At 59.3% G+C, this 13,628-nt stretch carries 13 protein-coding genes; 7 read left to right on the forward strand and 6 right to left on the reverse strand.

Annotated features, from left to right (window positions below; genetic code table 11):
• Window positions 1-258: 258 nt before the first annotated feature.
• Complete coding sequence (locus tag QE408_RS20890; protein ID WP_306934903.1) at window positions 259-936, reverse strand: OmpW/AlkL family protein; 678 nt, start codon at window positions 934-936, stop codon at window positions 259-261.
• 363 nt (window positions 937-1,299) lie between these two features.
• On the opposite strand from QE408_RS20890, the gene QE408_RS20895 reads away from it, so the two are divergent.
• Window positions 1,300-3,114, forward strand: coding sequence for a methyl-accepting chemotaxis protein (locus tag QE408_RS20895; RefSeq protein ID WP_306934406.1), 1,815 nt, complete (start codon window positions 1,300-1,302; stop codon window positions 3,112-3,114).
• A 524-nt stretch (window positions 3,115-3,638) separates the two neighbouring features.
• Here the strand turns inward: QE408_RS20895 and QE408_RS20900 are convergent.
• Window positions 3,639-4,205 (reverse strand): GNAT family N-acetyltransferase, encoded by a 567-nt coding sequence (locus tag QE408_RS20900; protein WP_306934407.1) that lies wholly within the window; start codon window positions 4,203-4,205, stop codon window positions 3,639-3,641.
• A 274-nt stretch (window positions 4,206-4,479) separates the two neighbouring features.
• Window positions 4,480-5,613 (reverse strand): ornithine/lysine decarboxylase, encoded by a 1,134-nt coding sequence (gene odc2, locus QE408_RS20905; protein ID WP_113180914.1) that lies wholly within the window; start codon window positions 5,611-5,613, stop codon window positions 4,480-4,482.
• A 542-nt stretch (window positions 5,614-6,155) separates the two neighbouring features.
• Between odc2 and QE408_RS20910 the strand changes: the two genes are divergently transcribed.
• The 3 genes from QE408_RS20910 to QE408_RS20920 all read left to right on the forward strand — a co-directional run bounded on the left by QE408_RS20910 (window position 6,156) and on the right by QE408_RS20920 (window position 9,163).
• Window positions 6,156-7,049: a LysR family transcriptional regulator gene (locus tag QE408_RS20910; RefSeq protein ID WP_306934408.1), complete on the forward strand. Its 894-nt coding sequence runs from the start codon at window positions 6,156-6,158 to the stop codon at window positions 7,047-7,049.
• A gap of 75 nt (window positions 7,050-7,124) precedes the next feature.
• Complete coding sequence (locus QE408_RS20915) at window positions 7,125-7,772, forward strand: DUF1007 family protein (protein WP_306934409.1); 648 nt, start codon at window positions 7,125-7,127, stop codon at window positions 7,770-7,772.
• 227 nt (window positions 7,773-7,999) lie between these two features.
• The gene (locus tag QE408_RS20920) at window positions 8,000-9,163 is read left to right on the forward strand and encodes a nickel/cobalt transporter (protein ID WP_306934410.1); all 1,164 of its coding nucleotides are present in this window, start codon (window positions 8,000-8,002) and stop codon (window positions 9,161-9,163) included.
• Window positions 9,164-9,381: 218 nt separating this feature from the next.
• Here QE408_RS20920 and QE408_RS20925 read toward each other — a convergent pair whose 3' ends face one another.
• Window positions 9,382-10,209, reverse strand: coding sequence for a C45 family peptidase (locus QE408_RS20925; protein WP_306934411.1), 828 nt, complete (start codon window positions 10,207-10,209; stop codon window positions 9,382-9,384).
• A gap of 236 nt (window positions 10,210-10,445) precedes the next feature.
• Between QE408_RS20925 and QE408_RS20930 the strand changes: the two genes are divergently transcribed.
• Window positions 10,446-10,883, forward strand: coding sequence for a GNAT family N-acetyltransferase (locus QE408_RS20930; RefSeq protein ID WP_306934412.1), 438 nt, complete (start codon window positions 10,446-10,448; stop codon window positions 10,881-10,883).
• Between the two features lie 102 nt (window positions 10,884-10,985).
• Here QE408_RS20930 and QE408_RS20935 read toward each other — a convergent pair whose 3' ends face one another.
• Window positions 10,986-11,717 (reverse strand): SDR family NAD(P)-dependent oxidoreductase, encoded by a 732-nt coding sequence (locus QE408_RS20935; protein ID WP_306934413.1) that lies wholly within the window; start codon window positions 11,715-11,717, stop codon window positions 10,986-10,988.
• Between the two features lie 182 nt (window positions 11,718-11,899).
• Here QE408_RS20935 and QE408_RS20940 point away from each other — a divergent pair, with 182 nt between their 5' ends.
• Complete coding sequence (locus QE408_RS20940) at window positions 11,900-12,292, forward strand: winged helix-turn-helix transcriptional regulator (RefSeq protein ID WP_306934414.1); 393 nt, start codon at window positions 11,900-11,902, stop codon at window positions 12,290-12,292.
• 233 nt (window positions 12,293-12,525) lie between these two features.
• Window positions 12,526-12,924 carry a hypothetical protein gene (locus QE408_RS20945; RefSeq protein ID WP_306934415.1) on the forward strand — a complete coding sequence of 133 codons (399 nt, stop codon included), beginning with the start codon at window positions 12,526-12,528 and terminating at the stop codon, window positions 12,922-12,924.
• A 51-nt stretch (window positions 12,925-12,975) separates the two neighbouring features.
• Here the strand turns inward: QE408_RS20945 and QE408_RS20950 are convergent, their stop codons facing one another.
• Window positions 12,976-13,326 (reverse strand): HNH endonuclease, encoded by a 351-nt coding sequence (locus tag QE408_RS20950; RefSeq protein WP_306934416.1) that lies wholly within the window; start codon window positions 13,324-13,326, stop codon window positions 12,976-12,978.
• Window positions 13,327-13,628 lie beyond the last annotated feature (302 nt).

The raw sequence follows: 13,628 nt of genomic DNA on the forward strand, positions 1-13,628 counted from the left end.
TATGGGGGACGGTCAATTTGGGCTTCAGACAGCGCGCGGGAATGAAGACGGTGAGACGGCACAATCGCAGTGACGCCGATGGAGACAGACATGCTCGCCCCCACCTCCGTCATCCTCGGGCTCGACCCGAGGATCCATAAGCCATTGACGCCGTTGGGAATAATTGGATCCTCCCCTCAGGGGCGAGGATGAGGTGGAGAGGGGGCGCATGAACGGCAAAAGGGGCCGCACCCTCCAGCGACACTCTCTCCTGGACCCTCAAAACCGGTAGGTCACACCCGCACCCACCAGCCACGGATCGAGCTTGGCCTTGCCGCTGATGTCACCGAACGCGTCGCTCGTTGCCGTCCACTTGGTATCGAGAAAGATCTTCTTCACGTCGAAGTTCACGCCCCAATTCTTCGTCACCATATAGTCGAAGCCGACCTGTAAGGCAGCGCCGAAGTCGTTCTTGACGTCGAGATTGCTGAAGCCCGGCTTTTCGCTCTGGTGATAGAAGAGCGAGTAGTTCACGCCCGCACCCACATAGGGCTTGAAGGCGCCGAAATCGGTAAAGTGATATTGCAGCGTCAGCGTCGGCGGCAAAAGCCAGGTCTTGCCGACATCGATCTCACCCAGCGTTCCCGTCGTGTTGATCTTGGAAAAGGTCGTACCGAGAATGAGCTCAGCGGCAATATTGTCGGTGAAGAAGTAGCTGATATCGAGTTCGGGGATCACCGTGTCCGAATAGGAGAGCCCCGCACCGGGCACGCCATTGATCGTGCCGCTGTCATGGGTCAGCACGCCGAGCGCGCGAACGCGGATCATCCATGGGCTTGCCGCAGCAATGGCGTCTTCCGCGGTGGGGGCCGGTGCAACGGGTGCCAGATCCGCCGCAAAGGCGGTGCCGGGCAGGACGCCGCACAGGATGGCAAGCGGAAGGGTAGCTTTTCGGATGGTCGCAAACACGTTTTCTCTCCTTGATCAGATCGATGAAAACGCCTTTTCGCCCGCTCCATGCAGGATCTATCCCGCAGGACGGAGCAGCACAGGTGTTCGCACCATCCCTATCCGGTTGTGCCGTGGTGCTCTTTGAGGTGGATCAAATGCGGAGAAGATGTGCTTTTGCTGGGCAAAGCCATGGATTGGCCCGCACCCTGCGCAACGGAAAATTGCAAAAAATTCAACAGCTCTAAAACACGATATACTTATTAACCATAATTAATTCAATCTACACTTATTGTCTCTAAGTATCTCCCAATAATAGAGAAATTGCCTCGGCGCTGCATCCGGCGTGCTCGTGGTGGGAGGATCATAGGGATGCGAATTTCGATTTCGGCCGCAGTGACGGCAACGGGGATTGCCCTGATTGCCGGTGTTCTCCTGACACTTGCGACGGGCGCCGGTGCGCTGAACCGATTGAAGGTCAACGGTCCGATCTATGAGAATATCATCTACAGCAAGGACCTGATCGCCGATATTCTGCCGCCGCCGCTCTATGTGATCGAAAGCTATGCGCTGGCCAATGAAAGCACGCTGCATCCCGACACGCTGGCCGTCAACGCGCCGCGCATGAAGGTTCTGAAGGACCAATATGAGGAGCGCCGGGCCTACTGGAAAACGACGAGACTTCCCGATTTCCTGAAGACCAAGCTTCTCAACGATGTGTTGGTCAAGGGTGATGACTTCTGGCGCGAAATGCAGAGCGCCACGCTCCCTGCCCTTCAGGGCAGTGATCGCAATGCTATCGTCGCGTCATTGGGCGCGCTGCGCGTCAAGTTCCATCGCCATGAGGCCGCCGTCAACGAACTGGTGGAAATGGGCAACGTTTTCGGCAAGGAGCAGGAGGCCTATGCCGCTTCGCAGACGAGCCTGTTACAGGGCGCAAGCTACGGGCTCGGCGTCTTCCTCATCCTGCTTTGTATTGCATCCACCCTCTTCACCAGACGCCGCGCCATTCGCCCGCTGGAAGATATGACCGAGGCGATGACCAGAATGGCGGGCGGCGATCTGAAAGACGAGCCGCCGCACCTTGCCCGCCAGGACGAAATCGGCGCGATGGCCAAAGCACTCGCCGTGTTCCGCGATGCGGGCCTTGCCAAACGACGCCTGGAAACGGAAGCCGAAGAGGCGCGCCAGTTGAGCGATCGCGAACGCCACGAGCGTGAGCGTGAACGCCTGGCCGATGCCGATGCGTTGCGCTTTGCCGTGGAGCAATTGGGCGGCGGCCTCAGCCAGCTCGCCACCGGCGATCTGAGCCGCAGCCTCGATCAGCCTTTCCATCCGCGCTTCGAAACACTCAGGCAGAATTTCAACGAGTCGATTTCCACCCTGCGCCTGACGCTTCGGGATGTGCTGTCGGAGACCGACCACCTTAACCGACAGGGCCAGGACCTTCGTGGCGGTGCCGACAATCTGGCACGCCGCACCGAACAGCAGGCCGCGGCACTGGAAGAGACCGCAGCAGCCCTCGAGCAGGTCACCTCCACCGGCAAGGCGGCCGTCGCGCGCATCGAAGACGCCCGCGATCTGGTAAAGAATGCCCGCGACGCCGCTGTCCATTCCTCGACCGTCGTCGGAAAGGCCATTTCCGCCATGAACCGCATCGAGACCGCGTCAGGCGAAATCGGCTCGATCATCGGCACGATCGAAAACATTGCGTTCCAGACCAACCTTCTGGCTTTGAATGCAGGCGTCGAAGCCGCCCGTGCGGGGGAAGCCGGAAAGGGCTTTGCCGTGGTCGCCCAGGAGGTGCGCGAACTGGCGCAGCGCTCTGCCGCCGCCGCCAACGAGATCAAGCAGCTCGTCGCCAGATCCGGCCAGGAAGTGACCGGCGGCGTCAATCTCGTGCAATCGACGGGCGCGGTTCTGGCAGAAATCGAAGCGGTCGTTTCGCGCATAGACCTCAACATCGACAGCATCGCCACCGCCGCGCGCGAACAATCTGTCGGCCTGTCGGAAATCAATACCAGCGTCAACACGCTGGACCAGATGACCCAGCACAACGCCGCCATGGTGGAAGAAACAAACGCCGCCACCCAGAACCTCGCCGAAGCGGCCCGTAACCTTGCATCGCTCGCAGGCCGCTTCCATATCGGCGGCAACGGCCAGGTTGCCATCCGCCGCGCCGCGTGATCGGCGCCGACAGAAAAACGGAACGGGACACCTGAAGCGCGCAGCGATCTGAAAGATCGTTTCGCCCGCACGTGATCCACACGCTGTCCATTTTCAACTTACTGGACAATGGACATGATATTGATTCGGCTTGGTTTTGGACGCTTCACTGCGTTCTGGACAGCAAGTAGAGATCAATGTCGTGAGACACGACGATAGCGTCCTTCATCAGCGTCAACGGCATATTCCGTGGTCTGTATCCAGATCTACGTCGCGCGGATTGCCAATATCCTTCTACGTTCCGGATCTGTCACATACCCCCCTCTGCCCTGCCGGGCATCTCCCCCTCAAGGGGGGAGATCGAACTGTCGTACCGTCTTGCCACAAATTGCGGTCAGACGTGACATGCGAAGAGCACCTCGTGCCGATCTCCCCCCTTGAGGGGGAGATGTCCGGCAGGACAGAGGGGGGTATGATGCCAAGCATTCAGAGCTGTCTTGGCAACTTTTCAATCTACATGACAGACCTCAAGGGTCCGCCCGCCCTCAGGAAAACCGGCGCCCGCTTGCGACCAGCATGCCAGCCGCACCATCCAGCCAGCCGGGCTTCAGCTCCAGCGCCAGGAAGCGGTTGCGCTCGAAGGGGCCGGGCATGACGAGGTGCTGGGTTTTGGTGGCGAAGAAGCCGAAGCGCTCGTAATAGGGCGCATCACCCACAAGCAGGATGGCGCCGTGGTCGCGGCGGGTTGCTTCAGCAATGGCGGCGCGCATCAGCGCCGAGCCGATGCCCTTGCCCTCATGCGCGGCATCGACGGCGAGCGGTCCGAGCAGCAGGGCTGCGACTGGGCTGCCTTCGCGGGTGACGCCAGCTTGGACGTTCCACAGGCGCACGGTGCCGATCACATGGCCGTCCTGATCGCGGGCGACCAGCGCCAAGCCTTCGGCCGGCACGCGGCCAGCGCGCAGCTTCTCGGAAGACTTGCGGCGGCGGCCGGGACCCATGGCGCGGTCCAGCAGGTTTTCGCGCGCGACGACATCGCCGGCGTTTTCGGTTTCGATAAAGAATGTCTGCGGCGTGAAGAATGCACGAACCGAATTGAGAACAGCGGCCATCCCGGCCTCCCGTTACCAAGCCGCCCACGAAAGCGGCACCTGCCAGAAACATGTCGCGCAAGCCTCTTGCAACGACAAGGATTGAACCGTTCCGGCCCGGCGCGCGCCGCAAGCTTTTCCCTCGGCTGGACAGAGGTTCGGCAAGCAGGGTTTGCGCCAGGCCCGGGCGTCAGCCGGGCCGGAACGGGAAGATCCGGGAGAACGCCGCCCGCCCCAACGGGCGGCGTCTCGCGCAGATCACATTGCTTTGGATCGATTTTGTCCCGAGAGGGACTTAGATCACATAGGCCTTCAAGGGCTCGAAGCCATTGAATGCGACCGCCGAATAGGTGGTCGTGTAGGCGCCCGTTCCTTCGATCAGAACTTCGTCGCCGATGGTCAGAGAGACCGGCAGCGGGTACATGTTCTTCTCGTAGAGCACATCGGCGCTGTCGCAGGTCGGACCGGCCAGAACGCAAGGCTCCATCGTGTCCTCATCGCGCGTGGTGCGGATGGGGTAGCGGATGGCTTCGTCCATGGTTTCGGCCAGACCGCCGAACTTGCCGATGTCGAGGAACACCCAACGATGGTTGTCATTGTCGGACTTGCGCGAGACGAGAACGACTTCCGCCTTGATCACGCCCGCATTGCCAACCATGCCGCGGCCCGGCTCGATGATGGTCTTCGGAATCTGGTTGCCGAAATGCTTGCGCAGCGCCGTGTCGATTGCCTGGCCGTATTCTTCAGCGGCGGGAACGTCGCGAAGATACTTGGTCGGGAAACCGCCGCCCATGTTCACCATCTGCAGGTGGATGCCCTGCTTGGCAAGAGACGCGAAGACGCGCTTGGCATCGCCAACGGCTGCATCCCATGCGTCGAGGTTCATCATCTGCGAACCGACATGAAAGGACACGCCGTAGGATTCCAGACCCAGCTGATGCGCATAGACCAGAACGTCGACAGCCATCTGCGGCACGCAGCCGAACTTGCGAGACAGCGGCCATTCAGCGCCTTCGCCATCGGTCAGAACACGGCAGAATACGCGGGCACCTGGGGCTGCGCGGGCAACCTTCTCGACTTCCTCATGGCTGTCCACGGCGAAGAGATCGATGCCGAGCGCGTGAGCGCGTGCAACATCGCGTTCCTTCTTGATGGTGTTGCCGAAGGAGATACGGTCGGAGGTCGCACCGGCATCGAGCGCCATCTGGATTTCAGCCACGGAGGCGCAATCGAAGTTGGAGCCCATCGAAGCGAGCAGCTTGAGGATTTCAGGAGCCGGGTTCGCCTTGACGGCGTAATAGATGGCGCTGTTCGGCAGGGCATGCCGGAACGCGTGGAAATTATCGCGCACGACGTCGAGATCGACCACAAGGCAGGGACCTTCGGGACGGCGGGTATTGATGAAGTCGAGGATGCGTGCAGTCGTCATCTTTGTGTTCCCTAACTTGATCCGGCTCCGGAAAATTCCGGAGGACAAAGAACGCTCGAGATATGCAGGACGAATCAGCCGGTGGAGGCGCAGATTCATTCGCATACGCTCAAGGCGCAAATATGAACAACGCCCTGCCAGGAGCATTATTCGGCTTTGTCTGCCATGGGATTGGAGGGAATCATACCCAACCGCACTTACGGCAATGATGGTGTGCCTCTTCAGTACCCCGGCTGATGGAAAGCCGGCAGAGAACCAGAAAGGCCCGCACCGTCGTTGCTTCGTATGTCCTCGCATATCCGGTTGGCCGGAACAGCGACTGGAGGGGTTAATTCCAGGTACCTTACCGAACTCCTCACCACATCGAGGGTCGGCGGACACACATGGGCACGTGCGACTTTGGGCAGGGACGGAGATAAGAATATTCGCCGTCATAATCAAGAGGATTTTTTCACCATTTCGCGAATTTTTTCGGCAGTGCTTTTCTTGTTGGACAGTGGATTCCAATCGTTCAATTATATGGAACGAACAGGAGTTTATGGATGGATACGCTGACCCGCATTCGCGCCTTTATCGACGTGGTCGAAGCGGAAGGTTTTTCCGCCGCCGCGCGCAAGACCGGACGCTCCAAGGCGCTGCTGTCCAAATATGTGCGTGAACTGGAAGACGATCTCGGCGCGCTGCTTCTCAACCGCACCACGCGGCAATTTTCGCTGACGGAAGCAGGCCATACCTATTACCGCACCGCCTCCGATATCCTGAAAGAGATCGACAATCTCGCCGACCTCGTGCGCGAGAAGAATTCCGATCTGAAGGGCAAGCTGCGCCTATCCGTCCCGCGCACCTTCATCGATGCCGATGTGGGCCAGAGCCTCATCGATTTCGCCCGCGAGAACCCGGAACTGTCCATGGAGATCGTGGCCGATGACCGCTTCGTCGATCTGATCGAGGAAGGCTTCGATCTGGCCATCCGCATCACCAAGCTGGAGGATTCCGGCCTTATTGCCCGCAAACTGTCGGATTTCCGCGTCCATGCGGTGGCGACACCGGATTTCGTCAACCGCCACGGACCATTGGAAACCCCGCAGGATCTCGGAAAAGTCCCCTGCATCATCGACACCAATTCCCGTTTCCAGAATCACATCCGCTATTTCGAGCCGGGCGGTGGCACCAATTCCGTTGCGACCCGCGGGCCGATCGAAGTCAACAGCCCGCAGGCCACGCTGCGCGCCGCCCGCTCAGGCCTTGGCGTTGCCATCGTGCCGGACTTCATTGCCCGCCCGCATATCCAGTCGGGCGAGCTGGTGACGCTGTTCGATGATTATATTTCCCGCGATCGCGGCATTTACGCCGTCTATCCGCATCGCCGCTATCTGCCGGCCAAGGTCCGCAGCTTCGTCGATTATCTCTCCAACTGGTTCCGAAAGAACGGTTGATCGGCGCTGCCGCCGAAATTCAGTCCCAATTAGTTATAGAGTAACCCCAGATTCGCCTGAGGATAAACGCGGCCCATGAAAAAACTCATTCTGCCAATGGCCGCCTGCGCCGCTGCCTGTCTTGCGCCGCTCACCGCTTTCGCTCATCCGCATATCTTTGCCGAAGCGCGCATGGAAATCATCGAAGGCGCGGATGGCAATGTGCAGGAAGTGCGCAACATCTGGCGCTTCGACGAGATGTTTTCCGCAAGCGTGGTTCTGGATTACGACAAGAACAGCGACGCCAAGCTCGACAAGGAAGAACTCGCCGAAATCGGCAATACGGTGCACGAGTCTCTGGCGGAATATTCCTACTACACCTTCATCGCGGTGAACGGAAAGAACATCGACTTCAACAAGCCGGATGTCATCCACGTGGATTACAAGGACGGCCAGATCCTGATGTTCTTCTCGGTCAAGCCGAAAAACCCGCTGCCGGTCAAGGGCAAGCTCTCCTTCGGCGCCTGGGACCCGACCATGTATACGGCCATCGATTTCGCCAAGGATACCGACATCGTGGTAAAAGGCCCGCATCTGGCCGCCTGCAAGCACAAGGTGGTGCGCCCCGATCCGGATGAAATCATCGCCCAGAACCAGAGCAGCCTGACCGACGCCTTCTTCAACGACCCGACCGGCACCGACATGACCAAGCTCTTTGCGACAAGAATGGAACTGCAATGCTAGGGAACATTGTTTCGAAGATTCGCGCCAAAGCTGGCTCAAGCATAGTCGGCGAGCATTTTTCTCTCCCCTCATTCCTGTCCTCGGACTTGTTCCGGGGATCGTCACAGGAATCCAGCTGGCGCGCGTCTGCGCGGCGAGAGGAGTCGTTTCAGCCCAGAGACCTGGGCTGGCTGGATTCCTGCGACGATCCCCGGAACAAGTCCGAGGACAGGAATGAGGTCCGTACGGTGTGGCTCCTCGCGCTGACCACCCTCACCCTGCTCTTCGCCTCGCTCGGCATCGCCCATGCGCAATCGCCGCTCGGCATCGGCTCGGCCGAACCCTCCATTTCCGTCGGCGGGCCGCTCGCACCCTTCTTCCAGTGGATCAACGTCCACCAGCAGAGCTTCTACCGCGCGCTGACCGGCGCGCTGAAAGCCATGCGCGAAGACCCATGGGCGCTGACCTCGTTGATCGGCCTCTCCTTTGCCTATGGTGTGTTCCATGCGGCTGGCCCCGGCCACGGCAAGGCGGTCATCTCCTCCTACATGATCGCCAACGAAACACAGCTGAGACGCGGCATCCTCATCTCCTTCGTCTCGGCGCTGATCCAGGGCGCGGTCGCCATCCTGCTCGTCACCGCCGCTTACTTTCTGCTGCGCGGCACCTCCATCACCATGACGAAAGCCACGCAGGCGATGGAGATCGTAAGCTTCGCCATGGTCGCGCTCTTCGGCGCATGGCTGCTGGTGCGCAAGATCTGGAGCATGCTGCACCAGCGCGCCGATCATCACGCCGTCGCATCCCCGCAAGCGCCCGCACCGGCCCTTGCCGCATCCCCATCCGCCTTACCTGTCGCAAGCGCTACCCTGTCCAGAACCCCTACTCTCTCGTTCAAGGCAGCCGAGAACACCACGACGGGTTTCGCGGAGGCCGGAACCGCAGCACCCCGCCGCACCGGCATGGGAAGCGGCCTGCGCTTCCAGGGCCAGCCGGTCTTTGCCGATCACGCCCAAAGCGGCAGCGGCGAACTCTGCGATGCCTGCGGCAAAGCCCATGCACCGGACCCCTCACTCTTCCAGTCCCGCACCTTCAGCCTCACCGAAGCCTGGTCGGCCATCGTCGCGGTGGGCCTGCGCCCCTGCTCCGGCGCCATCATCGTCATGAGCTTTTCGATGCTGAACGGCCTGCTCATCGGCGGCATGCTCTCGGTACTCGCCATGTCCATCGGCACCGCCCTCACCGTATCGCTGCTTGCCATCCTCGCCGTCACCGCCAAGGACGCCGCCATCCGCTACGCCGGAACCGGAAGCCGCCGTGCCTCAAGGATCGCCAACGGCATCGAGATCGCCGGGGCGCTCGTGGTGTTGCTGATGGGGCTGGCGCTGCTGGGGGCGTCGTTGCAGGCGTGAGGCGTACTTCTCGATTTAAGGGTGTTTCGAGCAAACGTCGAAATCGGCCACTAAAGAGGACTCTGCTTTATCGTGACATTTCATAATTTGGCAAATCTCTCTCGCCCTCAGCAAAACCGCTCATCGATTGAATCCAGGCACTCTGGTTCGGCCAGCGATACTCAACCATTTGCGCTTCCGGCTTGATCACTACCGTGTAAAGCGTACCCAATCCCTCGTCATAGGCGGTGCGATAAAGCGGCTTTTGGTGAAAGCCCGGCAATGAACGAATCGAGTTGCATGCGCTCGGCTCTGAGCTTTGCCAAATGGTCTGCCCGTTCCGCTGTTTCCGACCACCGATTACCCTCCGGCCATTCCAGCGCCAGTTGATGGTTTGTGGCAATCGGCACTCGCCGAAATGCCATCTCTCGGTCTGGCGACAGATACGCAACCGCGTAGTCACCGCTTTTATCAAGAATGACAACGTTGCTCACCATCTGCACTGGGAGCCTTTTAAGCGTCTCTATCGCCTGAATGGTTGTAGAGCAGACTTCGAGTACGTATCGTACAAGCAAAGGCGTTTGAAAGCCGTCCGCGCTGTAATCAAGCCTTCCGCCAAAGGTCAGGGCGACCGCTAATCCGTTGGAGTTCAAGCCGTCGAGACAGCCGATCCACCCTTCGGAAGTTGCAATAACATCCTGCTCCAACCAACGGCTATGAAGCACGGTGCCTTCGAAAAAGTCCGGTGTCAGATCATAATTGCGAACCAAAACTGGCGTTTCTGTCGGTGCAATCGCAACACTGCATCCCGCAATAACCGGCGGCGTGTTAAACAGTGACAACGCCCGTTGGGCAAGCGTATCGGGCTGGACGATGTTGCAGACCCGATCATAAAGGGGCAGGAGTTCAGGCATATACTGCCTGATCGCCCTTCGTGCAGCCTCTAACGAAGGGCGTGCATCTTCTCCTTGGCTGAGATACCAATCGCGGTAGCGCGGCCAAGATTCATCAAACCGGTTCCGCCATTTTCCTGAAGGTTCCGGCTCAGAGATCGCAAAGATTTTCATGAGACCTCTTTCGGCCAATCACTAGGACCATCTGCCGCTGCAGCATATTTTCTAAAGAATGCGATGAGAACCATCGCGGAGTTGGCGCCCGAATACTTTATGGAACGGGGCATTCTTGACATGGATACCCTCCAGATAATGTCGAACTTTAAGCCATGGCGGTTCGTGTCGCAATTGTCTCTTCTCAGGTCTGGAACCGTGTTTTAAAAATGGACCATTCACCGATGCGGAGAACCATGACAACAAAGATCAGACCTGCCGAACCAGCTGATGTCCCGGCACTATTTCACATTCGCACATCCGTACGCGAGAACCACCTCAGCCGGGAACAACTGGCCGGTCTCGGCATCACCGAAACCTCGATTGCCGAGATGATTTCCTCTGCACCCTGCGCTTGGGTCGCCGTTTCGGGTGATGAGGTCGTTGGATTCTCGATGATCGATATTACCGAAGGGTCTCTCTTCGCTGCCTTCGTTCTTCCCTCACATGAGGGCATGGGGTTTGGCGCGGAGCTTGTGCGTGTTGCGGAGAACGGGTTGTTCCGACACCATTCTGAAATCTGGCTTGAAACGGCCGAGAACAGCCGCGCCGCTGGCTTTTATAAGCATCTTGGTTGGGGCAACGAGGTTAAGGTTGAGGACGATCAAATCAGGCTGACCAAGGCGCGCCATTGATGTCTGCTGGCTGAAGAGGCGGCCATTGCTGTCTTCACCAGAGGGATTGGCTTCGCAGCACCCGATCCCTTCGAGGTCGGGCACCGCGTCTCACCCTAAGCCTTAAACCTGCCGCAACCCACCATCGACGCAGAGTTCCGCTCCTGCGATGTAGCTGGCATCATCGCTCAACAGAAACAGTGTGGCCGCGGCCACTTCTGAGGGTTTTGCCATGCGCCCCAACGGGATCGGCGCGACGATGGAGGCCCGCACGTCGTCCGCGACGGCGGCCATCATCTCCGTATCCGTCGGGCCGGGGGCGACGACGTTGACGCGGATGCCTTTGGGGGCGAGTTCGGCGGTCCAGGTTCGGGCATAAGAGCGCACAGCCGCCTTGGTGGCGGCGTAGGTGCCGTAGCCGGGGTAGCCGGCATGGGCACCGATCGAGCCGATGAGGACGACCGAGCTACCCTCCGTCATCGCCGGTAGCGCAGCCTGAAGGCCGAACACCATGCCGCGCACGTTGACGTCGAAGTGGCGGTCGAAGAATTCCGGGGTGATGCCGGCAATCTGTGAATGTTCGGCAAGACCGGCATTCAGGACCAGCGTGTCGATACGGCCACGGGCTTTGCGAACGGTTTCGACAGCTGCGAGCATATCGTCGGGAGAGCTTGCGTCCGCAGAGATACCGACCGCGCCATGGCCGATGCCTTGCGCCGCCTTTGCGGCCTCCTCGCCTTTGCGGCTGGTGAGAAAGACCGTTGCGCCCTCGGCAGCAAGCCGCTCCGCAATGGCGAGACCAATGCCCCTTGCGCCGCCCACGACCAGAGCCACTTTGTTATTCATGCGAGCCATCGTAGTTCCTTTCAGGAAAGCATTTCCAGCAAACGTGTGCTCGGTTTTGCGCCCGGAAATGCGTCAAACAAAAACGAGTGCACTTCAGGGGAACTCGTGTTCACCCAAAATTGCTCTCAATGGTCTCACCATGATATACAGTGGATATCTGATATCAATTACGCACCTGGAATAGCCTAGATATGGACGAGTATACCGACCTGGAAACCCTCTCTCAGCAGGCGCTCTGCGATATGCCCAAGGTGCGCCCGGTGCTGGACAAGATCGCCGACAAATGGACGATCCTGATCCTGACGGTGATCTGCCCCAAGCCTTCGCGCTTCAACGAAATCAAGCGACGTCTGGACGGCATCACCCACAAGGCTCTGGCCGATGCCTTGAAGAGACTGGAGCGCAATGGCCTTGTCACGAGGACGGTTCTGCCAACGCAGCCGATTGGCGTGGAATATGCCATCACGCCGCTCGGGCATTCCCTGCGCGAACCTTTCGAAGCTCTATGCGCCTGGGCGGCGGCCAATGGCGACAAGATCGAGGCGGCGATGAAAACCTATGATGGCGCGAAAGAGCGTCGGTGACGGCTTCTGGGCAACCTCCCCAACTGGCGGCCCGTCAAACCGCTCGGTGCCCTCCTGAGCCGCCACTTTTGACCTCGCATCGCGCGTCTCGGCAGGCAGGCCTTCGACACAAAAACATTGAAGCTTGTGGCCCGACCCCATAAAGCCTGCTCGCAAACGGTCTCGATGCTGCGATAGCCGATCCCGGATCAGGGAAGCGCGCCGCGAGCATGGAAGCGAACAAAGGAACTGAGATGTCGATCACGGTACAGAAGACAATCCCCGCACAGCGCATGCGCCAGTTCGACCAGATGGTCGATCGCTGGCTGGCAGAAGGCCCGATCAAGCTGGCAACGAATGCGACGATCACCGCGATGGACAATGCCGGCATCCCGAAGGAGGAACAGGCCGCGATCATCGAGGACCGCGACATCATCATGCGATACAATATGCGCCTCGGCGTCATCAGCGAAGTTTTCGCGCCCGCCATCGAGAAGGCGGTGGGTTCATCCCGCTCGGGAAGCGAAGCGCAGGACGAGATCGCAAGGTTGATCGTCACGGCCATCGGCATCCGTCAGAGCGATGACAGCGAATTGGTGACATTCACATTCGCAAGTCAGGCTGAAGCGGATCTGTTCGATCAGTCTGTCTGAGTCCATTGGTGAGGGAGGCTATCGGGTCCGCATTCGGCGCCCATTCACCGCTTACAACCTGCGGCCTCGGCCGAATGACTGCCGCGATTCCTTGGCGGAATCCGCAAAGCCCGGTGGCTTGTTTTTGACCCAGGTGACGAAGGTCTGCACAGCCGGGTCTTCCAGAATGGCCTCGATCGTAGAAAATTTCTTGGCGAGTTGGGCATCGGTGAAGATCGAATGGATCTGGTCGTGGCAGATCCGATGCAGACAGACGGTTTTCTTTCCACCCTTGCTCTTGGGAACGAGATGATGCTCGTCTTTCTGGTCGTCCGGAATGATGCGCTCGCACAGCGGACAGATCACCGGCTCCGGCGTCGGCTCATCCCATGACGCAAACTCATCCCTGTTCTTGCGGGCCATGACTTGATCTTTCCTGCTATGGATTCGGATGCTGCCCGCTAAGGCGCCTTGCGCCACTTTTGACGCATCGAGCTTTCCGACGCGAATATGACGACGTGCCTATGACTAGCACAAAACCGTCAAAACCGCATCGCCTGTTTTGGCGCGTCTGATCCGTCCTTCTCCATCAGTCGAAATCCGCCGGCATTGCAGATCACGCGCGCAGTGTGTCCGCAACCGGAGCATTGGCATAACCATGGCCCAGGCCGCGCTCATGCTTCAGTATATGAACACACATAAATGTGATCGAGACCACACAGGCA

Source organism: Agrobacterium larrymoorei, assembly GCF_030819275.1.
Classification (GTDB): domain Bacteria; phylum Pseudomonadota; class Alphaproteobacteria; order Rhizobiales; family Rhizobiaceae; genus Agrobacterium; species Agrobacterium larrymoorei_B.